The organism is Sphingomonas glacialis (assembly GCF_014653575.1).
Lineage (GTDB): Bacteria > Pseudomonadota > Alphaproteobacteria > Sphingomonadales > Sphingomonadaceae > Sphingomonas > Sphingomonas glacialis.
The window spans coordinates 126,205-147,689 of sequence record NZ_BNAQ01000006.1 but is presented as its reverse complement, the minus strand read 5'-3'; the positions used below and the strand labels follow the sequence as shown (position 1 = coordinate 147,689).

Sequence of the window (21,485 nt, the reverse complement as noted above, 5' to 3'; positions counted from 1 at the left end):
CTTTGCCACCAACCTGCCATGGCGACGCAAGATCCCAGTTTCATCGGTTTTGGAGAGGCGGCGATGGCCTTCGCCGGTGGCCTCGCGGCATCGGGATATGACCGCGAGCTCGCCTATCCCGCGACGCGCGCCGCCAAACTAGCGGACTTCGCCACGCTGCATGCAGAAGCCGTGATGACCAACCGCGAGGCGGTCGAGGGCAGGGCGGTGATCCTGTCGCTCGTCACCGCCGACCAGGCGCGCGCTGCCGCCGAAGAAACCGCGCGTTCGATCGCGCCCGGCGCTTTGTTCTGCGACCTCAACTCGGTCGCCCCCGAAACCAAGCGGCACGCCGCGCAGGCGATCGAACAGGCCGGTGGCCGCTATGTCGATGTCGCGGTGATGGCGCCGGTGCATCCGCTCGGTCGCAAGGTGCCGCTGCTCGTGGCCGGCCCCCATGCCGAAGCGGGCGCTGAAACGCTAACCGCTATCGGCTTCACCAACGTCCGCATCGTCGGCGACACCATCGGCGCCGCGAGTGCGATCAAGATGATCCGCTCGGTTATGGTCAAGGGGCTCGAGGCGCTCACCGCCGAATGCCTGCTCGCCGCCGAAGCAGCGGGCGTGCGCGACGAAGTGCTCGCCTCGCTCGACGCCAGCGAACGCGCGCGGCCGTGGGCCGAGCGCGGCGCCTACAATCTCGAACGGATGATCGTCCATGGCGGTCGTCGCGCCGAGGAAATGGCCGAAGTCGTCAAGACGCTCGACGGCCTCGGCACCGGCTCGGCAATGGCGCGCGCCACCACCGAGCGCCAGCGCGCGATCGGTGCGCTCGGCGTCGCCCCCACCGATACCCTCGATTCCACGCTCGCGCTCCTCAACGCGCGGCTTTCTCCTGCTCTCGGATGTGCCGCATGACCCTCGTGATCGACTGCCATGGCCATTACACCACGGCCCCACCCCAGCATGACGCGTGGCGCGCCGAACAGACCGCGGCGTTCAAGGCGGGCACCCCGGTCCCGGCCTACCCCGCGATCAGCGACGACGAGATCCGCGCGACGATCGAGGCGAACCAGCTCAAGCTGATCCGCGAGCGCGGCGCCGACATGACGATCTTCAGCCCGCGCGCCTCGACGATGGCGCCGCACGTCGGCGACGAAAGCATCGCGCTGCAATGGGCACAGGTGTCGAACGACCTGATCGCGCGCGTCTGCGACCTATACCCGGAAACCTTCGTCGGCGTGTGCATGCTGCCGCAGAACCCGCAGGCCGACATGGCGGGCTCGATCGCCGAACTCGAGCGCTGCGTTACCGAGCTTGGCTTCATCGGCTGCAACCTCAATCCCGATCCCGGCGGTGGCCACTTCACCGCGCCGCCGCTGACCGACCGCTTCTGGCATCCCTTCTACGAGAAGATGGTCGAGCTCGACGTGCCCGCGATGATCCACGTCTCGGGATCGTGCAATCCGGCGATGCACGCGACCGGCGCCTATTACATCGCCGCCGACACGATCGCGTTCATGCAGCTGATCCAGGGCGACCTGTTCCGCGATTTTCCGACGCTGCGCTTCATCATCCCGCATGGCGGCGGCGCGGTGCCCTATCATTGGGGGCGCTATCGCGGGCTCGCCGACATGCTCAAGCAGCCCGATCTGGCGACGCATCTGATGAACAACGTGTATTTCGACACCTGCGTCTATCACCAGCCCGGCGTGAACCTGCTGGCCGAAGTCATCGACAGCAAGAACATCCTGTTCGGCAGCGAGATGGTCGGCGCGGTGCGCGGGATCGATCCGCAGACCGGCCACTATTTCGACGACACCAAGCGCTATGTCGACGCGCTGGCCATTCCCGAGGACGAGCGCGCTGCGATCTTCGCGGGCAATGCGCGCCGCGTCTTCCCGCGGCTCGATGCCAAATTGAAGGAGCGCGGATTGTGAGCACCTGGGTCACCAACGCCTGGTACGTCGCCGGCTGGGATAGCGAAGTCGACCATCAGCCGCTCGCGCGCACGATCTGCGGCGTGCCAATCATGCTCTATCGCAAGCTCGACCGGCAGGTCGTGGCGATGCGCGATGCCTGCCCGCACCGCTTGCTGCCGCTGTCGATGGGGATCCGCGAAGGCGATTCGATCCGCTGCAAATATCATGGACTGAAGCTCGGCCCCGACGGTGTCGCCGAGGAAATGCCGCTCAAGACCGACCGCGTGAATACGCGCGTCTGCGCCGAGACCTATGTCGTCGCCGAGAAGCATCGCTTCGTGTGGCTGTGGGTCGGCGACAAAGCCCGCGCCGACGAAGCGCTGATCCCCGATCTGTGGCCATGCTCGACGCCGGGCTGGACCTTCGACGGCGGCTATTATCATGTCGCGGCGGATTACCGGTTGATGATCGACAACCTCATGGACCTGACGCACGAGACGCACGTCCATTCGGGCTCGATCGGCCAGCCCGAACTGATGGAAGCGCCGCTCCAGACGCGCGTCGAGGGCGACCGCGCCTATGTCGCGCGCTGGATGCCCGGCGTCGATGCGCCGCCCTTCTGGCGAGGCGCGCTCAAGCAGCCCGGGCCGGTCGATCGCTGGCAGATCTGCGAATTCCTCGCGCCCTCCTCGGTGATGATCGACGTCGGCGTCGCGCCGGTCGGCGCGGGCGCGACACTCGAGAGCCATGACCAGGGCGTGCGCGGGATGGTGGTCGATTGCATGACCCCCGAGAGCGACGGCACGATGCACTATTTCTGGGGCATGGCGCGCAGCTTCGACCAGGACGATCCCGGCTTCACCGCGCGCTTCAAGCGCGCGCAGGGCGGCGTGTTCCTGGAGGACAAGGAAATCCTCGAGGCGCAGCAGCGCGCGATCGCGCTCAACCCCGATCTCAAGCTCAACGCCTACAATATCGACGAGGGCGGCACGCGCGCGCGGCAGATCATCCGCCGCCTGATCGCCGCCGAGGCGGCAAGGGCATGACGGCACCACGCGACATTCACGCCTATCTCGCCGAGCTGGAGACGATCCCCGGCACGCGCGTCTACACCGCGGCGCGTGCGCGCAAAGGCTTCCACCTCAACCAGTTCGCCTTCAGCCTGATGCAGGCCGGAAATCGCGAAAGGTTCAAGGCCGACGAGCGCGCCTATCTCGACGCCTGGCCGCTCACCGACGCGCAAAAGGCGGCGGTGCTGGCGCGCGATTACAATGCGATGCTCGACGAAGGGGGGAACATCTATTTCCTGGCGAAGATCTTCTCCACCGACGGCAAGAGCTTCCAATATGCCGCAGGCACGATGACCGGCATGAGCCAGGAGGAATATGCCGCGATGATGCTCGGCGGTGGGCGTTCGCCCGAGGGCTTGCGCTCGCATGCCGAGCAAGCCGCGCTCGCCGAGGTGGCCGAGATCGCCGCCGAAATCCCCAACGCGCCGACGGCGGAGAACTGACATGGCCCGCATCACCGCCGGCATCACGACCAGCCACATCCCCGCAGTCGGCGCCGCGCTCGACAACGGCAAGGCCGACGAGCCCTATTGGCAGCCGGTCTTCGCCGGTTACGAGTTCGCGCGGGCCTATGAGCGGGACACGAAGCCCGACGTCGTGATCCTGGTCTATAACGATCACGCCTCGGCGTTCGACATGACCTTCATCCCGACCTTTGCGATCGGGTGCGCCGAGAGCTTCCCGATCGCCGACGAGGGCTGGGGCCCGCGCCCAGTGCCCGAAGTGCAGGGCCATGCCGATCTCGCCTGGCACATCGCGCAGAGCTGCATCCTCGACGAATTCGACATGACGATCATCAACGCGATGGCGGTCGACCACGGGCTGACCGTGCCGATGTCGCTGATGTTCGGGCAGGTCGATGCCTGGCCGGTCAAGGTCGTGCCGATCGCGGTCAATGTCGTCACCTATCCGCCGCCGTCGGGCAACCGCTGCTGGCTGCTCGGCGAGGCGATCGCGCGGGCGGTGGCGAGCTACCCGGAGGATCTCAACGTGCAGATCTGGGGCACGGGCGGCATGAGCCACCAGCTCCAGGGGCCGCGCGCCGGTCTGATCAACAAGGCGTGGGACACCGCCTTCCTCGACAAGCTCACCGCCGACCCAGAGGCGCTGCGGCACATGCCGCACATCGACTATCTGCGCGAAGCGGGGAGCGAGGGGATCGAACTCGTCATGTGGCTCATCATGCGCGGCGCGCTGGGGCCCGAGGTGCGCGAACTGCACCGTCATTATCACGTGCCGGCGTCGAACACCGCCGTCGGCCACATCGTTCTGGAGCCATTGCCATGAAGATCGCCCTCGCCGGTGCCGGCGCTTTCGGGGAAAAGCATCTCGACGCCCTCGCCAAGATCGACGGAGTCGAGGTCGTTTCGATCGTCGGCCGCCGATTGGAGCCGACCCAGGCGGTCGCCGCCAAATATGGCGTGCAGCATGCCTGCACCGAGCTCAGCGAAGCGCTCGAACAGCCCGGGCTCGACGCGGTGATCCTCGCGACGCCGACGCAGATGCATGCCGAGCAGGCGATCCAGTGCATGGCGGCGGGCAAGCATGTCCAGGTCGAGATCCCTTTGTGCGACAGCCTCGCCGACGGTGAATCCGTGCTGGCGAAGGCCGAGGAAACCGGCCTCGTCGCGATGGTCGGCCATACGCGGCGCTTCAACCCGTCGCACCAGTTCATTCACGACAAGATCGTCGCGGGCGACCTCGCTGTCCAGCAGATGGACGTGCAGACCTATTTCTTCCGCCGCAAGAACATGAACGCCAAAGGCGAGGCGCGCAGCTGGACGGACCATCTGCTCTGGCACCACGCCGCGCACACCGTCGACCTGTTCGCCTATCAGGCGGGGCCGATCGTCCAGGCCAATGCGATCGCCGGGCCGCTCCATCCCGAGCTCGGCATCGAGATGGACATGTCGATCCAGCTCAAGGCCGAGAGCGGCGCGATCTGCACGCTGTCGCTGAGCTTCAACAATGACGGGCCGCTCGGCACCTTCTTCCGCTACATCTGCGACAACGGCACCTGGATTGCGCGCTACGACGATCTCGTGACGGGGCGCGAGGAGCCGATCGACCTGTCGGGCGTGGCGGTGTCGAGCAACGGCATCGAGCTGCAGGACCGCGAATTCGTCGCGGCGATCCGCGAGGGGCGCGAGCCCAATGCGAGCGTCGCGCAGGTCATGCCGTGCTACCGCATTCTCGACCAGCTCGAGCGTCAGCTGGCGGCATGAGCACGCGCCGCACGCAGGTCGCGGTGATCGGCGCGGGGCCTGCCGGGCTGCTGCTCGCGCATCTGCTTCGCGCCGAGGGAATCGATGTGATCGTGATCGAGCGCCAGACGCCCGATTACGTTCTCGGGCGAATCCGCGCCGGGGTGCTCGAACGCGGCACGACCGATCTGCTCCACCAGCTCGGGCTCGGCGAGCGACTGACCGCCGAGGGGATGGTCGAAGACGGCTTCAACCTCGCCGATGGCGAACATCTGATCCGCATCGACATCGCCGCGCTGACCGGCAAGCGCGTCACCGTCTATGGCCAGACCGAGGTGACGCGCGACCTGATGGATGCGGCGCCGGCCCGCGGGATCGAGATCGTCTATGGTGCTTCGGATGTCGCGCTGCATGATCTCACCGACGACCGGGCGGCGGTGACCTTCAGCGTCGACGGCGTCGAACAGCGGATCGAGGCGGATTTCATCGCCGGCTGCGACGGCTTTCACGGCCCGTCGCGCAAAGCGATCCCGATGGCCGAGCGGCGCGAGTTCGAGCGCGTCTATCCGTTCGGCTGGCTCGGCATCTTGGCCGACGTGCCGCCATGCCATCCCGAGCTGATCTACGCCAATGGCCCCAAGGGATTCGCGCTCGCCTCGATGCGCTCGCCGACGCGGAGCCGTTATTACATCCAGGTGCCGCTGACCGACCGGATCGAGCAATGGCCCGAGGCGCGGTTGTGGGACGAGCTCGAGGCGCGTTTCGCGCCGCTCGCCGCCGGCCCGGTGACGCGCGGGCCCGCGCTCGAAATGTCGATCGCGCCGCTGCGATCGTATGTGTTCGAGACGATGCGCTACGGTCGGCTGTTCCTCGCGGGCGACGCGGCGCACATCGTGCCGCCGACGGGTGCGAAGGGGCTCAACCTCGCGGCGTCCGACGTCGCCTATCTCAGCCAGGCGATGATCGCGCATTACCGGCGCGGCGACGATAGCGGGCTCGACGGCTATCAGGCCAAGGCGCTGGCACGGATATGGAAGGCCGAGCGTTTCAGTTGGTTCCTGACTAAGCTGATGCACCGCTTTCCCGAGGACGGCCCGTTCGAACACCGCATGCAATCGGCCGAGCTCGCCTATCTCGCCAGCTCGACCGCGATGCAGACGGCGGTGGCGGAGAATTACGTCGGCCTGCCATTATAAGAGGTTGAACCGGGTCAAGAACGGACGTGGACCCGAAGCGCCCGACGCTGCATAAGGCCGCGACTGCAATGGGAGCCGGACGATGACCTTTTCGCTATACGATGCCGTGGTGCCGTCCAACCTTCAGATCCTCGGGGCGATCGACGCGCTGCTCGACAAGGCCGCGGCGTTTTGCGCCGAGCAGGGGACGTCCGAGGCCGAGCTGATCGACGCCCGCCTCGCGCCCGACATGCTGCCGTTCGGCTATCAGGTTAAGTCGTGCGCGGCGCATTCGATCGGCGGGATCGACGGCGTCCGCGCGGGCACCTTCTCCCCGGATCTGAAGCCCTGGCCGACCGACTTTGCGAGCCTGCACGGCGTCGTGCAGGACGCCATCGCGAGCCTCAAGGCGATCGACCGCGCAGAGTTCGATGCGCTGGCCGACAGCGATACCGAGTTCGCGTTCGGCGAGACGCGGATGCCGTTTACGGGCGCCAATTTCCTGCTCTCCTTCTCGCAGCCGAACTTCTATTTTCATGCCACCACCGCGTACGCCATCCTGCGCGCGCAGGGCGTCAAGCTTGGTAAGCGCGACTTCATCGGCATCCCGCGCCTGAAGCGCTAAGCCTGATCGACCCGCGACGGCGCAGGCCGTCGGCGCGGGTCGACCCAGTCGACAAGGAAATCCCCTGCGCGCCGTAGCCCTCTTGAAATGGTTTCGCCGCCGCGTGCGCGCGAGCGAAGCGATGTTCATCGTACTCGCGACGATCGTGGGGGCGGGGGCCGGTCTGCTGAGCGTCGTCCAGGGGACGCTGGCGCGGACGATCCAGCGAATCCTGTTCGGGCTGCCGCCGGGCCAGCGGCTCAGCGCCGTACCGTCCCTGCCGCTGGCTGCGTTGCTCGTGCTCCCGGTCGGCGGGCTCGTGCTCGCTGCCTTCTCCTGGGGCGTGCGCGCGCGGCGGCGGCGGTTGGTCGACGCGGTCGAGGCGAATGCGCTCCATGGCGGGCGCATGACGCTCGGCGACAGCCTGGTGATTTCGGGCCAGACGGTGATTTCGAACGGATTTGGTGCGTCGGTCGGGCTCGAGGCGGCTTATGCGCAGCTCGGCGGCGCGCTGGCGTCGCTCGCGGGCGGGGCGTTCAATCTGCGGCGTGCCGATCTGCGTAACCTTGTCGGTGCGGGAACGGGGGCGGCGATCGGCGCCGCGTTCGGGGCGCCGCTGGCCGGCGCCTTCTACGCCTTCGAGATCGTGATCGGTGCGTACACGCCGTCGGCGCTCGCGCCGGTGGTCGCAGCGGCGCTCGCGGGCACGTTGGTCGCGCAAGGCCTGGGCGCGCAGCCCTATGTCATCGACGCTGCGACGATGCCGACCGAGACGCATCATTACCTCATCTATGCCGGGCTCGGTGCGATCTGCGCGGGGCTCGGGATCGTGCTGATGCGCGCGGTGGCATTGGTCGAGGCGGGCACGCGGCGGCTGCCCCTGTTCGATTGGGCACGGCCGGCGATCGGCGGCCTGTTGCTGATCCCGATCGCGATGATCTCGCCGCAGGCGCTGTCGGCGGGGCATGGCGCGCTCCATGCCGATCTCGCGCTCGGTGCGCCGCTGACGCTCATCCTGATGGTGTTGCTGGTGAAATGCGCGGCGTCGATCGTGTCGCTCGGCTTCGGTTTCCGCGGTGGGCTGTTCTTCGCGTCGCTGTTTCTCGGCACGCTGGTCGGTCATCTGTTCGCAGGTGGATTGGCGCTGGCGATCGGTCACGATGTCGTCGATCCGCGCAATGCCGCGCTCGTCGGGATGGCAGCGCTCGCGGTCGCGGTGGTCGGCGGGCCGATGACGATGGCCATGGTCGTGCTGCAGGCGACGCAGGATTTCGCGCTGACCGGCGCGGTGCTGGCGGCTGCGCTGGTCTCCTCGACGATCGTGCGCGAGACGTTCGGCTACAGCTTCTCGACCTGGCGGCTGCATCTGCGCGGCGAGACGATCAAGAGCGCGCGCGACGTCGGGTGGGTCAAGACCTTGACCGCGGGGCAGATGATGCGGCGCGGCGTCGCGGTGGTGGCGGCGGACACGCCGCTTGGCACGTTCCGCAGCCATGTCCCGCTCGGATCGTCGAGCCGTACCGTGCTGGTCGATGGCGCGACGCATTACGCCGGCATCGTCCAGACGCCGGCAGCCTATGCCGAGGGCCTCGATACCCACGCCGCGGTCGGCCAGCTCGCGATCAACGTCGACGCGGCGCTGACGCCGGGAATGGACATTGCCGAGGTGATGCGGCGCTTCGACGCATCGGGCGCCGACGAACTCGCCGTCCTCGACGACAATCGCGCGGTGCTCGGCATCCTGTCGGAATCGTTCGTCCGGCGGCGCTATGCCGAGGAGCTCGAAAAGACACAGCGCGAGCTGTTCGGCGAACGCTAGCCCCGCCGCCCTGTCCCCGCGCGCGCGCGTGTACCCGGGCGGAGGACGGACGCACGCAGTTGCCGACGCCCGCTCAAGCTGCGCGCACCGCTTTGCGGAATAGATCCTCGCCGACCGACGATGGTTGACGGCGTACGCCGTCGTGCGGCACTCCCGCCGGGTGGAGACAGACCCCGACTTGGAAACCACGTTGCTCGGCCCGGTCCTTGCCGACCGCGCGTGTGGCGATTGCACCGCGTGTTGCACCGTTCTCACGGTCAACACGCCCGAGTTCGCAAAGCCCGCGGGAACGCCGTGCGTTCATCTTACGACGCAAGGATGCGGCATCCACGCCGTGCGCCCCCGCATCTGCCGCACCTGGTTCTGCGCGTGGCGGCGCATCGCGCGCATGCCCGAGGACGCGCGCCCCGACCGATCGGGCCTGCTCGTCTCGCTCACCTTCGTCCAGCACCCGCAAAACTGCCTCGAAGGCGTGTCGATCACCGTCCGCGCGCTCGAGGGGAGCAACGCGATCGAAAACGGCATGGCCGCCGCGGTGCTCGACAGCGTGTGCGATCGGTTGGTCCCCGTCTGGTTCAGCGACGGGTCCGAGAAGATGTTGATGCACCCCGACGCCGAAATTGCCGGCTTCGTCCTCTCGGGCGACCCCGCACCCGCCGAACTCCACGATGAAGTCGTCGCCTGGCGCGCGCGCTACGGCGTTTTCGCGTCCGACGCTTAGTCGCGCGCGCATGACCCTCGCCGCTGCGCTGGTTTCGGTCGCCCCCGCGCTTTAAGGGGCTTGCAGACACGACGACGGGAGCTCGGTCTGTGCTGGACGAGGTGACACGATGACGGCTGTAGCGATCCTGCTGGCGCAGGCGGTCAGCCTGGCCGCGACCAACTATTCGGTCGACGTGCCGATGCGCGCGCCCGTGGCGCCGCCGGTCTGGGCGGACGAGTTCAACCAAAAGATCGACCAGACCCGCTGGCGTTTCGACACCGAGCGCAACCTGCAAGGCTGGGCCAATCACGAGAAGCAATATTACGCCGCCGACCGGCGCGAGAATGCGCGGATCGAGCACGGGGCGCTGGTGATCGAGGCGCGGCGTGAGGCGCTGCGCGCCGAGCCCGACTGGGGTGGGCAGGCATACAGCTCGGCCAAGCTCGTCAGCCGTGAGTCGCTCGGCTACGGTTTTTACGAAGTGCGCGCCAAGCTGCCGTGCGGGCGCGGCACCTGGCCCGCGATCTGGTTGCTGCCCCAGAGCGGAACGTGGCCCGATATGGGGGAGATCGACCTGATGGAGATGGTCGGCTGGCAGCCACGCGTGGTGCATGCCACGGTGCATAGCGGGGCGTTCAACCATGTACGCGGTACGCAGCGCGGCGCCGAAACCCGCATTGCCAGCGCGTGCTCCGCCTATCACCGGTATCAACTCGACTGGCGGCCCCATTCGATCACGATCGGCGTCGACGGGCATGGCTATATGCGCGTTGTCGACGATCAGCCGGGCGGACATGCCGCCTGGCCGTTCACCGTGCCGTATCGGCTGATCCTCAATCTCGCGGTCGGTGGCGATTGGGGCGGGGTCAAGGGGATCGACGATGCCGCGCTGCCGCAGCGCATGTCGGTCGACTACGTCCGCTACTGGCGCGCACCGTGAGCGAACCCACGATCACCGTCCACCGCGTCGGGCGCGAGGCGCAGCCGGTGGTGGTGATCGACCGCTTTTCCGCCGATCCGGATGCGTTGCGCGCGGCCGCGATCGCGGCGAGCTTTGGTCCTGCCGCGCAGCATTACCCGGGTATCCGCGCGGCGCTTCCGCCGGCGTATGTGCCCACGCACCTCGCGGTGTTGGCGAGCGTGCTCGGCCCGGTGCTCGGGCGCGGCGGTGCGGTCGACCTGATCGACGCGAGCTTCTCGATCGTCACGACGCCGCCCGCCGCCCTCGATATCCGCCAGCGCTTGCCGCATTGCGACGCGTTCGGCGCCGACCGGATCGCGCTGGTCCACTATCTCGCCCCGCACCATGCCGACGGGACCGCCTTCTTCCGGCATCGCTCGACCGGGTTCGAGACGATCGACGACGAACGCGCACCGATCTTCTTCGGCCAGCTCGAGGCCGAGCTCCGCCACGGCGGCGTGCCGCCCGCGCGCTATGTCACGGGCGATACGCCGCTATTCGAGCGCACGCTCGAAATCGAGGCGCGCTACAACCGCGCGCTCGTCTACCCGAGCTATCTGCTCCACAGCGGCGCGATCGCGCCCGACGCATTGCTGTCGGGCGATCCCGCGGACGGGCGGCTGACGGTCACCGCCTTCCTGTCGGTCGGTTAGGGTTTCATCGTCGCCGCCGAGACGTTCGCGGTCGAAACAAGCGCGCGATCGGTCGCATCATGCGCCAGTGCCACCCGGTAGCGGCCACCCGCGACCCGCCAGCCGGGCAGCGCCGGATCGTAATCCGCGAGGATCCGCGGCTCGGCGACGAGCGTGACGCGCTTTGCCTCGCCCGGCTTCAGCGTCACGCGCTGGAATGCCGCGAGTCGCATCGGCACCGCGGTGCCGTCGCGCGTAACGTACATCTGCGGCACGTCGGCGCCCGCAACGCGTCCGGTATTGACGACCTCGAAGCTGATGCTGAGCTTGGCGCCGCCCGTCACCACCGGGTTGCGATAGGCGAAGCGCGTGTAGCTAAGCCCGTATCCGAACGCGAAGAGCGGCGTGGCACGCGTCTTTTCATACCAGCGATACCCGACATCGGCACCTTCGGTGTACTCGATCGGGAAGCTCGCCAGTTGATGGTCGCTGGCATGGCCGGGGTCGGCGGCGGCCTGCGCCTCGGCGCTGGTCAGGCGGTCGAGCCCGACGGGAGCGGCGCGCGGTGCCTGGCTTGCACTGGCGGGGAAGGTGATCGGCAAGCGACCCGATGGATTGACGCGACCGGTAAGGATGTTGGCGATGGCGGGGCCGCCACGCTGGCCGGGATACCAGGCCTGGACGACTGCTGGCACCGCCGACAGCCACGGCATCAGCACGGGGCCGCCGGTCTCCATCACCGCGATCGTCCTGGGCTGCGCGGCGGCGACTGCGGCGATCAAGTCGTCCTGCCGGTCGGGCAGCGAAAGGTCGGCGACGTCCTGCGCCTCGGTCGCCCATTGCGTCGCGAACACGATTGCGACGTCGGCAGCCTTGGCGACGGCAGCGGCGGCGGCCGGGTCGCGGCCATCGATCCATGTGACCTGCGCTTGCGGCATCGCCGCGCGGATCGCGAGCAGCGGCGAGGAGGCGTGCCAGGTGATGCGCGCAAACGACGACGCGGCACCGCTGGTGAGCGGGATCTCGACCGGCGCGCCGCCGACCGAACGCACCTGGCTCGATCCTCCGCCCGACAGGACGCCGACATCGGCACGCCCGCCGATCAGCACGACGCGCTTCGCTGTGCGGGAAAGCGGCAGGAGGTTGCCCTCGTTCTTGAGCAGGACGATCCCGGCTTCGGCGGCGCGCTGTGCGACTTCGGCATGCGCGTCGTACGAGATCGGCTGCGCGGTATCGGCGGGCGCATCATAGGCGCCGGTCTCGATCAGCCCGGTCAGATAGCGGATCACCATGTCGTCGAGCCGGGCCATCGGCACGCGGCCGGCGGCGATATCGGTCTTGAGCGGATCACCGAAATAGATGGCGCGATCGAGTTCCTGCCCCGATTCCTGATCGAGCCCGGCGTTCGCCGCCTTGGCGGTCGAATGCACCGCGCCCCAATCGCTCATCACCCAGCCGCGATAGCCCCAGTCGCGCTTGAGCACGTCGTTCATCAGATGCGCATTCTCGCACGCCCAGTCGCCATTGACCTTGTTGTACGCGCACATCACCGAGCCGGGCTTGCCCGTCTCGATCGCGATCTGGAAGGCGAGCAAGTCGCTCATCCGCAGCGCCGCCTCGCCAATCCTGGCGTCGACGACGGTCCGGCCAGTTTCCTGCGAATTGAGGGCGAAATGCTTGACCGTCGAAACGATGTGGTTCGACTGGACGCCAGCGATGTGGGCGCCCGCGAGCATGCCCGAAAGCAGCGGATCCTCGCCGAGATATTCAAAGTTGCGGCCGTTCCACGGATCGCGTGTCAGATTGACCCCGCCGGCAAGCAGCACGGTGAAGCGCTTGGCGCGCGCCTCGGCGCCGATCATCGCGCCGCCGGCTCGCGCGATCGCAGGATCGAAGGTTGCCGCGGTCGCCAGGCTCGAGGGGAGGGCGGTCGCGACGTCGCCCTTGCGCTGTTCGATCTGGTTGGCGACGCCAAGCGAGGCGTCGCTTTCGCGAATCAGCGGAACACCCAGATGCGGAATGCCATCGATATGGCCGGCCGACGGAATCAGCTCGTTCGGCGTCTTGCCCTTGGCCATTGGCGGGAAGAGTCCGTGAACGAGGGCGATTTTCTCGTCGAGTGTCATTTTGGCAACGATCGCCGCCGCACGCGCGTGCGCGTCCTGCGCCGCAGCTTTCGCGGGCGATTGGCGCGCGACGACGGGCGACGCGGAGGCGATGCCGGAAAGCAGCGTTGCGCCCAGCAGCCAGCGGTGAATCGTCTTCGCCATTTCAGAAATCCTCCCAGATCTTGGCGCGCTGCCCTCGCCGACGCGGGCTACCCCGCGTGGCAGTGCCGCCGCCTGCAGTGCCTAGACAGCACATCCCGGGAACGTTCACAACCACCCGTTTCCGCCAGTTCGTCGACTTGACAATCGCTTTGCTGCGGAACAAGTGAACGTTCTCAAATCAAGAGGGCGCAGGGGTAACGCGCCGCTACTCAGGGAGGATGATGATGGGGGGCTTTAGCAGCCGTTTGGCGACGCGTTTGGCGCTTGGCGTATCGACGCTCGCGCTCGCGGGCTATCCGATGATGGCCGTTGCGCAGGACGCGGCATCGACGATGGGCAACACCGGTCCGTCGACCACGCAGGACGCGCCGACCGGCACCGCGACGACGCAGAGCACCGCGACCGCAGACGGGACCGATGCGAGCGGTGATATCGTCGTCACCGGCATCCGCGCTTCGCTCCGCAGCTCGATCAACCTCAAGCGCAACGCGCAGGGCATTGTCGACGCGATCTCGGCCGAGGATATCGGCAAGTTCCCCGACACCAACCTGGCCGAATCGCTCCAGCGCATCACCGGCGTGTCGATCGACCGTTCGAACGGCGAAGGCCAGTTCGTCACCGTCCGCGGCTTCGGCCCCGAGTACAATCTCGTCACGCTCAACGGCCGCCAGCTCGCGACCTCGACGATCGGCGACGGCAACAGCGCACCGGTCTCGCGCTCGTTCGATTTCGCGAACCTCGCTTCGGAGGGCGTCGCCGCGCTCGAAGTCTACAAGTCGGGCCGCGCGAGCGTTCCGTCGGGCGGCATCGGTTCGACGATCAACATTCGCACCCCGCGTCCGTTCGACAAGCCCGGCATGCGCGGTTCGCTGTCGGCGCGCGGCGTGGTCGACACGTCGCAGAATGGCGGCAAGGACGTGACGCCCGAAGTTTCGGGCATCTTCTCCGACACCTTCGCCGACGATCGTATCGGCGTGCTCATCCTCGGTTCGTTCCAGGAGCGGCGTTTCAGCGCGAACCAGGCCAATGTCGGCTTCCGCGACGGCTATCTCGGTGCCGAGAACAATTGGGGTTCGCTCGCGCAACCAGGCGACCCGCGCGCCGCCAACATCGCCAATCGCCCGGGCGCGACCGACGTCTATCAGGTGCCGCAGAACGCGGGCTACGACGTCGTCAACGGCAAGCGCCAGCGCATCAACGGGCAGGCGGTCCTCCAGTTCAAGCCGACCGACACCCTGACCGCGACGTTCGACTATACCTATTCGCGCAACACCGTCGACATTCGCGATAACAGCGTCGGCATCTGGTACAACCACAACGACACGTCGAGCTCGTGGACCAACGGCCCTGTCGCGGGCCCGAACTTCTACACCGAGCGGTTCGGCGCGGGCGAGACCAAGGATCTGGCGTATTCGGCGTCGCAGACGTCGGCGCGCAGCGAGAACAAGGCGATCGGCGGCAACCTCACTTGGAAGGGGCCGGGCGGGGTCACCGTCGTGCTCGACGTCAATCACTCGACCGCGACGTCGAAGCCCAACAGCCCGTACGGCAACAGCAACTCGGTCGGCACCGCGGTGTTCGGTGTCCAGAACCAGACGATCAACTTCCAGAACCAGCTGCCTGTCATCTCGTACAACATGTATTCGGGCATCGATCCGCTCAATGCCGCGAACATCGTCCCGACCGGCAACGCCTTCCGCAATTCCTACTTCCGCGACGAGATCAACCAGATCCAGCTGAAGGGGCATTACGATCACAGCCACGGCTTCCTCGAAAGCCTCGACTGGGGCGTGCAATACACCGACAACAAGGTCCGCTCGGCCTATAGCGTGTTGCAGAACGACACGTGGGGCGGAACCGGCGGCGACAGCGCGGCGCAACGCGCGGCGGCGGCGGCATTGCTGCCCGACAGCTTGTTCACGCTGACCAGCATTCCCGACAAGTTCTCCGGGATCAGCGGCGCGAATTCTGCGGACATCGTCAAGTCGTTCTACACGTTCGACCTGCCGAGCGTCGTCAAGCTGCTCGACCAGGCGTACAAGATCTGTGGCGGGGCCGGCCAGTGCCTGCTTCCGTACACCACCGATTCACGCGTCCGCGAGAAGACGATCGCGCCGTACTTCCAGTTCAACGGCAAGTTCGACGTGTTCTCGGTGCCCGGCCACATCATCGGTGGCGTGCGCTACGAAACGACCGACGTCAGCGCGACCGCGCTCGTGCCGAACCCATCGGGCGCGCGGCAGAACTCGCAGAACGAGTTCAACATCCTGTTCAACGGCAACGGTTTCACGTCGTTCAAGGGTAGCTATCAGAACTGGCTCCCGTCGGTCGATTTCGACATCGAGCCGACCGACACTATCAAGCTGCGGGCGTCGTACAGCCACACCATCACTCGTGCGGACTATGGCAGTCTGCAGGGCGGTCGCCGGCTCGATCAGCTGTTCCGGGTCGGCGGTGGTACCGGCTCGGTCGGCAACCCTAATCTGATCCCGTTCAAGTCGAAGAACATCGATCTGTCGGCAGAATGGTATTACACCAAGGAGAGCTACATCTCGGTCGGCTATTTCCACAAGAACGTGTCGAACTATATCAGCACGACCGTGGTCAATCAGACGATCCCGGGCATCACCTCGCCGACGACGACGTTCAACGGCGTGACGCAGAACGGTCCGCGGTATCAGGCGGCGCTCAATGCACTCGGAGCGAATGCGACCTTCGCCCAGATCCGCGACTATATCGGCGCCAATTATCCGGGCGGCGTGGTCAATGGGACGATCGTTGCGCAGGCGAACGATCCGCTCGTCAACTTCGTGATCCAGACGCCGTTCAACAGCGCGCAGACCGCCAGTGTCGACGGCTTCGAATTCGCGATCCAGCACAATTTCTGGAACACCGGGTTCGGCACCATCCTCAACTACACGATCGTCCGCGGCAATCAGAACTATAACAACCGCCTGCCGTCGAGCGTGCCGCAGTTCGCGATCACGGGTCTTTCGGACAGCGCCAACGCAGTGCTGTTCTACGACAAGAACGGGCTGCAGGCGCGCGCCGCGTATAACTGGCGCAAGGGGTATTTGGCGGGGGCCGGCGTCAACCCGACCTACATCAATACCTACGGCCAGCTCGACGTCAGCGCGAGCTACGCGATCACCAAGAACATCTCGGTGTTCGTCGAGGGTATCAACGTCAACAGCGAGAATCGCAGCGGCCATCTTCGCTCGGACCGCAATGTTACGTTCGTGACCAAGCAGGATCCACGCTACTCGGCGGGGGCGCGGATCTCCTTCTAGCAACCGGTGCCACCCTCGCGATGCGAGGGTGGCGTTTTCCGGGGCCACGCGGCACAAGCGTCAGCGAACCGGGCCCGAGTACGGACCCCGCAACAGGACGGGCCAATTGGATACGGCCATCTCTAAAGTCGTCATCGTCGGCGGCGGTACCGCCGGTTGGCTTGCCGCGTGTCGTATCGCCGCGGCGGCGCGGCCCTCCGCGGCGCATCCGATCACCGTGACCCTCGTCGAATCTCCCGACGTTGCGACGATCGGGGTGGGCGAGGGGACGTGGCCGACGATGCGCGCGACGCTCGAGCGGATCGGGATCGGCGAGGCCGAATTCCTGCTCGCCTGCGATGCTTCGTTCAAGCATGGCTCGCGCTTCCACGGCTGGGCGACCGGCGCGGCGGACGATGTTTACTTCCATCCCTTCACGCCGCCCCTGGAAGCCGACGCGCGCGCGCTCGTCGCCGCGTGGCAGGCCGAAGCCGCGGGTGCCGCGTTCGCCGACGTGGTCACGCCGCAATCGCAGGTTGCAGGACAGTGCCTCGCGCCACGCCAGCGATCGATGCCCGATTATGCGGGCGCGCTGAACTATGGCTATCATCTCGATGCGGGCAAGCTCGCGGCTTTGCTGATGCGGCATGCGACCGAACGGCTCGGCGTGCGGCACGTGCGCGATCATGTGATCGGTGTCGATCGCACGGAGACGGGCGAGGTGATCGCCGTAAACACCCGCGACACCGGCGCCGTCGCAGGCGATCTGTTCCTCGATTGCACCGGCCACGCCGCGCTGCTCGTGGGCGACGTGCCGTTCATCGACCGCAGCGACGTGCTGTTCAACGATCGCGCGCTGGCGGTGCAGGTCCCCGTCGCCGCCGACAGCCCGATCGCCGCGCAGACCGACGCGACCGCGCATGCGGCGGGCTGGATCTGGGACATTGGCTTGCCCACCAGGCGCGGTGTCGGCTGCGTCTATTCCTCCGCGCACATGAGCGACGACGCGGCGCTGGAAACGCTGAGCGCGTATCTTGGCAGCGCCGAACCGATCACGCCGCGCCGGCTGACCTTCCGCTCGGGCCACCGCGACCGCTTCTGGACCGGCAATTGCCTCGCGATCGGGCTGTCGGCGGGGTTCCTCGAGCCGCTCGAGGCGTCGGCGATCGTGACGATCGAGCTGGCGCTCGACGCGCTGCTCGACGACTGGCCGACGCGCGAAACGATGCCGCTGACGGCGGCGCGCTTCAACACGCTGTTCCGCTATCGCTGGGACCGGATCGTCGAATTCCTCAAGCTGCACTACGTGCTCAGCCGACGCGAAGGGCGGTATTGGCAGGACCACCGCGATCCGGCTTCAATTCCGCCGCGGCTCGCCGAACTGCTCGCGTTGTGGCAGCACCGGCCGCCGACGCGCGCCGATCTGCCGATGGTCGATGAGCTGTTTCCGGCGGCGAGCTATCAGTATATCCTGTACGGCATGGGGGCACGGGTCCCCGATCCCGGCCCGCTGCGTGGCGGTCCGCTACCGTCGTTCGGCCCGATCGCCCAGCGCACGCGCGGCATGGTCGCCACGCTGCCGCCGATCCGCGCGTATCTCGACGCGTGCCGGGCGGCATCTCAACCGATCGCTATGGAGCATATGAACTGATGGCCAACCACGTCCTGCTCACCAGCGACGATCACCGAACGCTCCGCATCACCTCCGAGCGTAGTGCCGCGCTTGGCGACGCGGTGATGTCGTGCCTGATCGTGCCGAGCGAGTTTCGGCGCGTGCAGAACGAGTATCCGATCCTGTTTCGTCTCACCCCACAGCGCGATCGCTTCCAGGCGCTCGCGATGTTCGGCTTCGAACCTGGCGAGAACCTGTTCTTGGCTGGCGAGCGGTCGGAAGCCCGCTACCGTCCGCTCGCGCTCGAGATCCAGCCCTTCCTGATCGGGCATCCCGCGACCGACGGCGGCGACAAACAGATCCATCTCGACCTCGACCATCCCCGCGTCGCGACCGGCGGCGAGGGGGTACGCGTGTTCGACGATCTCGGCCGGGCGACGCCGTATCTCGAGACAATCGCCGCGCAGCTCGGCGAGCTCGATGCCGGCTGGCAAGCGAGCGAAGGCTTCTTTGCTGCGCTCGCGCGGCACGAATTGCTCGAGCCGCTGACGCTCGAGATCACGCTCGCCGACGGCAGCACCAACCGGCTGGTCGGCTATCACGGAATCGCCGAGGAACGGCTGCAGCAGCTCGACACCGTGGCGCTGGGGGAACTCCACGCCGACGGGTATCTGCTGCCAGTGTTCATGGCGCTCGCCTCGCTCGCCAACGTCGCCGAGCTGGTCGAGCGCAAGAGCCGACGGGGCGACCTGCGTGGCTGAAGCCGTTCCCGGCGTCTTCAAGGATCTCGCGTCCGTGCCCGAGGTCGAGGTCGCCGACGCGGCCGAGCTCGACGCGCGGCTGCGCGCGGCCGATGCGCCGTTCGTCGTGCGCGGGCTGGTCAAGGACTGGCCGCTGGTCGAGGCGGGGCGCCGCTCGTCGCGCGACGCGCGCGCTTATCTGCTGCGCCACCACCGCGACACCGGCTTCACCGTCGCGATCGGCGAGCCCGGCGGCGATGGCCGGCTGTTCTACGATGCGGCGATGGCGATGAATTTCCGCACGCTGCGCGCCAAGCTGCCCGACATCTTCGGACGGATCGACGCGATCGAAGGCAATGCGGGGGCACCGCCGGTCTATCTCGCCTCGATCGACATGCACCAGTTCTTCGATGGGCTGTATGAGGCGAACCATGTCGATCTCGGCGATCGGACGTGTCTTGCAAGCATCTGGATCGGCACAAAGACGCGGATCGCCGCGCATAACGACCTGCCCAACAATTTGGCTTGCGTGGCGGCGGGGCGGCGGCGTTTCACGCTGTTCCCGCGCGAGCAGTTCCGCAATCTCCATCTCGGGCCGATCGACAATACGCCTGCGGGGCGCGCGATCAGCATGGTCGACTTCCATGCGCCCGACGCGCAGCTGCACCCGCGTTTCCCCGACGCGCTCGCGTACGCCCAGGTCGCCGAACTCGAAGCGGGCGATGCGCTCTATATCCCCGCGCTGTGGTGGCATCACGTCGAGGGGCTCGCCGATTTCAACGTGCTGGTGAACTATTGGTGGCGCGAGACGCCGCGCTGGATGGGCTCGCCGCAGGATGCGCTCAACCATGCGCTGCTCGCGATCCGCGATTTGCCCGCCGACCAGAAGCAGCATTGGCGCGACCTGTTCGACTATTACGTGTTCGACAACGGCGACGACGTGACCGCGCATATTCCGGAGGCGGGGCGCAGCATCCTCGCCCCGCTCACCCCGGAAAGCGCCGATCGCATCCGCGCCTTCCTGCTCAGGAACCTTAGCCAATGATCGCCAGCCCACGCCGGATCGTCGTTGCCGGGGGCGGAACCGCGGGCTGGATGGCCGCCGCCGCGATCGCGCGGACGATGGGCCGCACCGCCGAAGTGACGCTGATCGAATCCGATGCGATCGGGACGGTCGGGGTGGGCGAATCGACGATCCCGCCGCTCGTGACCTACAATCGGCTGCTCGGCATCGGCGAGGCCGATTTCATGCGCGCGACGCAGGCGACCTTCAAGCTCGGCATCCTGTTCGATGGCTGGAAGGACGGGACCGACCGGTATTTCCACTCGTTCGGGACGACCGGGCAGGACCATTGGTCGGCCGGCTTCCAGCATTTCTGGATGAACGGCCGCGAGCGCGGGCATGACGCGGCTTACGACGCCTATTGCCTCGAGCTGGTCGCCGCGATGGAGGGCAAGTTCGCGCATCTCCCCGACGAGCGGATGAACTACGCCTATCAGCTCGATTCCTCGCTCTATTCGCAATTCCTGCGACGGATGGCCGAGGGTGACGGCACGCGGCGGATCGAAGGCAAGATCGCGCGCGTCGCGCTCGATGGCGAGACCGGCGACGTCGCCGCGCTGCATCTGGAATCTGGCGTGGTCGTCGAGGGTGACCTGTTCCTCGACTGTACCGGCTTTCGCGCGCTGCTGATCGAGCAGGCGTTGCACGCCGGCTATGACGACTGGAGCCACTTTCTGCCGTGTGACTCGGCGATCGCGGTGCAGACCGAGAACGTCCGGCCACCCGTTCCCTATACGCGCGCGATGGCGCACGATGCGGGCTGGCAGTGGCGTATTCCGCTGCAGCATCGCACCGGCAACGGCATCGTCTATTGCAGCCGCTACCTCGACCGCGACGCCGCGCTCGAGCGCCTGCTCGGCAATGTCGAGGGCACGGTGCTGACCGAGCCGAACAATATCCGCTTCGTGACCGGCGCGCGGCGCCGGCAATGGCACCGCAACGTCGTCGCGATCGGGCTGTCGGGCGGGTTCATGGAGCCGCTCGAATCGACCAGCATCCATCTCATCCAGCGCGCGATCCTGCGGCTGATCCGGATGATGCCGGGCGGCGGGATCTCGCCGCGCGACGTGGCCGAATTCAACGACCAGCAATTCGCCGACATGGAGCAGATCCGCGACTTCCTGATCCTCCACTACAAGGCGACCAACCGCCGCGACTCCCCGTTCTGGCGGCAATGCGCGGCGATGGAGGTGCCCGAGAGCCTGGCACAGAAGATCGCCTTGTTCCGCGAGACCGGCCGTGTGTTCCGTCGCAACGAGGAACTGTTCGCCGAGAATAGCTGGGTGCAAGTGATGCTGGGGCAGGGGATTGAGCCTGCCGCCTATCATCCGATCGCCGACAAATTGCCCGATGAAGAACTGGCGCGGTTTCTGGGCAAACTGCGCGAGAATGTCGCCCGCACCGTCGCCGGGTTGCCGTCACATGCCGACTATGTCGCGCAATATTGCGGCGGCTGAGCGGA

At 67.0% G+C, this 21,485-nt stretch carries 18 protein-coding genes; 17 read left to right on the top strand and 1 reads right to left on the bottom strand.

What is annotated here, in order from left to right; genetic code table 11:
• Positions 1–18 precede the first annotated feature (18 nt).
• The 12 genes from IE187_RS17540 to IE187_RS17485 all read left to right on the top strand — a co-directional run bounded on the left by IE187_RS17540 (position 19) and on the right by IE187_RS17485 (position 11,090).
• A complete protein-coding gene (locus IE187_RS17540) occupies positions 19–897 on the top strand; it encodes an NAD(P)-dependent oxidoreductase (RefSeq protein WP_189677314.1) in 879 nt (292 codons plus the stop codon).
• The gene (locus IE187_RS17535; RefSeq protein ID WP_189677313.1) at positions 894–1,919 is read left to right on the top strand and encodes an amidohydrolase family protein; all 1,026 of its coding nucleotides are present in this window, start codon (positions 894–896) and stop codon (positions 1,917–1,919) included. Before IE187_RS17540 ends, IE187_RS17535 begins: the two co-directional genes overlap by 4 nt.
• Positions 1,916–2,947, top strand: a complete 1,032-nt coding sequence (locus tag IE187_RS17530; protein WP_189677312.1) for a Rieske 2Fe-2S domain-containing protein — start codon at positions 1,916–1,918, stop codon at positions 2,945–2,947. The genes IE187_RS17535 and IE187_RS17530 overlap by 4 nt, the downstream gene beginning before the upstream one ends.
• Positions 2,944–3,414 carry a protocatechuate 4,5-dioxygenase subunit alpha gene (ligA, locus tag IE187_RS17525; RefSeq protein WP_189677311.1) on the top strand — a complete coding sequence of 157 codons (471 nt, stop codon included), beginning with the start codon at positions 2,944–2,946 and terminating at the stop codon, positions 3,412–3,414. The genes IE187_RS17530 and ligA overlap by 4 nt, the downstream gene beginning before the upstream one ends.
• A 1-nt stretch (position 3,415) precedes the next feature.
• A complete protein-coding gene (locus IE187_RS17520) occupies positions 3,416–4,258 on the top strand; it encodes a class III extradiol dioxygenase subunit beta (protein WP_189677310.1) in 843 nt (280 codons plus the stop codon).
• A complete protein-coding gene (locus IE187_RS17515) occupies positions 4,255–5,196 on the top strand; it encodes a Gfo/Idh/MocA family oxidoreductase (protein WP_189677309.1) in 942 nt (313 codons plus the stop codon). Before IE187_RS17520 ends, IE187_RS17515 begins: the two co-directional genes overlap by 4 nt.
• Complete coding sequence (pobA, locus tag IE187_RS17510) at positions 5,193–6,371, top strand: 4-hydroxybenzoate 3-monooxygenase (protein ID WP_189677308.1); 1,179 nt, start codon at positions 5,193–5,195, stop codon at positions 6,369–6,371. The genes IE187_RS17515 and pobA overlap by 4 nt, the downstream gene beginning before the upstream one ends.
• Positions 6,372–6,453: 82 nt before the next feature.
• On the top strand, positions 6,454–6,975 hold the full coding sequence (locus IE187_RS17505) for a DUF1993 domain-containing protein (protein ID WP_189677307.1): 522 nt from the start codon (positions 6,454–6,456) through the stop codon (positions 6,973–6,975).
• 121 nt (positions 6,976–7,096) lie between these two features.
• Positions 7,097–8,773 carry a chloride channel protein gene (locus IE187_RS17500; RefSeq protein WP_189677306.1) on the top strand — a complete coding sequence of 559 codons (1,677 nt, stop codon included), beginning with the start codon at positions 7,097–7,099 and terminating at the stop codon, positions 8,771–8,773.
• Positions 8,774–8,933: 160 nt separating this feature from the next.
• Positions 8,934–9,494, top strand: a complete 561-nt coding sequence (locus IE187_RS17495; protein ID WP_189677305.1) for a YkgJ family cysteine cluster protein — start codon at positions 8,934–8,936, stop codon at positions 9,492–9,494.
• Between the two features lie 109 nt (positions 9,495–9,603).
• Positions 9,604–10,416 carry a glycoside hydrolase family 16 protein gene (locus IE187_RS17490; RefSeq protein WP_189677304.1) on the top strand — a complete coding sequence of 271 codons (813 nt, stop codon included), beginning with the start codon at positions 9,604–9,606 and terminating at the stop codon, positions 10,414–10,416.
• On the top strand, positions 10,413–11,090 hold the full coding sequence (locus tag IE187_RS17485; RefSeq protein ID WP_229839480.1) for a DUF6445 family protein: 678 nt from the start codon (positions 10,413–10,415) through the stop codon (positions 11,088–11,090). Before IE187_RS17490 ends, IE187_RS17485 begins: the two co-directional genes overlap by 4 nt.
• Here IE187_RS17485 and IE187_RS17480 read toward each other — a convergent pair.
• Positions 11,087–13,339, bottom strand: a complete 2,253-nt coding sequence (locus IE187_RS17480; RefSeq protein WP_189677303.1) for a beta-glucosidase family protein — start codon at positions 13,337–13,339, stop codon at positions 11,087–11,089. The two genes, IE187_RS17485 and IE187_RS17480, sit on opposite strands and share 4 nt — an antisense overlap.
• 218 nt (positions 13,340–13,557) lie before the next feature.
• Between IE187_RS17480 and IE187_RS17475 the strand changes: the two genes are divergently transcribed.
• The 5 genes from IE187_RS17475 (at position 13,558) to IE187_RS17455 (ending at position 21,480) form a co-directional block, all read left to right on the top strand.
• Complete coding sequence (locus IE187_RS17475; RefSeq protein WP_189677302.1) at positions 13,558–16,629, top strand: TonB-dependent receptor; 3,072 nt, start codon at positions 13,558–13,560, stop codon at positions 16,627–16,629.
• Between the two features lie 106 nt (positions 16,630–16,735).
• Complete coding sequence (locus IE187_RS17470; protein WP_189677301.1) at positions 16,736–18,259, top strand: tryptophan halogenase family protein; 1,524 nt, start codon at positions 16,736–16,738, stop codon at positions 18,257–18,259.
• Positions 18,259–18,981: a SapC family protein gene (locus IE187_RS17465; RefSeq protein WP_189677300.1), complete on the top strand. Its 723-nt coding sequence runs from the start codon at positions 18,259–18,261 to the stop codon at positions 18,979–18,981. Before IE187_RS17470 ends, IE187_RS17465 begins: the two co-directional genes overlap by 1 nt.
• Complete coding sequence (locus IE187_RS17460) at positions 18,974–20,005, top strand: cupin-like domain-containing protein (protein WP_189677299.1); 1,032 nt, start codon at positions 18,974–18,976, stop codon at positions 20,003–20,005. Before IE187_RS17465 ends, IE187_RS17460 begins: the two co-directional genes overlap by 8 nt.
• Positions 20,002–21,480: a tryptophan halogenase family protein gene (locus IE187_RS17455; RefSeq protein WP_189677298.1), complete on the top strand. Its 1,479-nt coding sequence runs from the start codon at positions 20,002–20,004 to the stop codon at positions 21,478–21,480. Before IE187_RS17460 ends, IE187_RS17455 begins: the two co-directional genes overlap by 4 nt.
• Positions 21,481–21,485 lie beyond the last annotated feature (5 nt).

Bases quoted from the DNA above. Each gene is read 5' to 3' on its own strand.
- IE187_RS17480 (WP_189677303.1), bottom strand. From the start codon at position 13,339: ATGGCGAAGACGATTCACCGCTGGCTGCTGGGCGCAACGCTGCTTTCC.
- IE187_RS17505 (WP_189677307.1), top strand. From the start codon at position 6,454: ATGACCTTTTCGCTATACGATGCCGTGGTGCCGTCCAACCTTCAGATC.
- IE187_RS17520 (WP_189677310.1), top strand. From the start codon at position 3,416: ATGGCCCGCATCACCGCCGGCATCACGACCAGCCACATCCCCGCAGTC.
- pobA (WP_189677308.1), top strand. From the start codon at position 5,193: ATGAGCACGCGCCGCACGCAGGTCGCGGTGATCGGCGCGGGGCCTGCC.
- IE187_RS17540 (WP_189677314.1), top strand. From the start codon at position 19: ATGGCGACGCAAGATCCCAGTTTCATCGGTTTTGGAGAGGCGGCGATG.
- IE187_RS17455 (WP_189677298.1), top strand. From the start codon at position 20,002: ATGATCGCCAGCCCACGCCGGATCGTCGTTGCCGGGGGCGGAACCGCG.
- ligA (WP_189677311.1), top strand. From the start codon at position 2,944: ATGACGGCACCACGCGACATTCACGCCTATCTCGCCGAGCTGGAGACG.
- IE187_RS17535 (WP_189677313.1), top strand. From the start codon at position 894: ATGACCCTCGTGATCGACTGCCATGGCCATTACACCACGGCCCCACCC.
- IE187_RS17500 (WP_189677306.1), top strand. From the start codon at position 7,097: ATGTTCATCGTACTCGCGACGATCGTGGGGGCGGGGGCCGGTCTGCTG.
- IE187_RS17515 (WP_189677309.1), top strand. From the start codon at position 4,255: ATGAAGATCGCCCTCGCCGGTGCCGGCGCTTTCGGGGAAAAGCATCTC.
- IE187_RS17490 (WP_189677304.1), top strand. From the start codon at position 9,604: ATGACGGCTGTAGCGATCCTGCTGGCGCAGGCGGTCAGCCTGGCCGCG.
- IE187_RS17465 (WP_189677300.1), top strand. From the start codon at position 18,259: ATGGCCAACCACGTCCTGCTCACCAGCGACGATCACCGAACGCTCCGC.
- IE187_RS17475 (WP_189677302.1), top strand. From the start codon at position 13,558: ATGATGATGGGGGGCTTTAGCAGCCGTTTGGCGACGCGTTTGGCGCTT.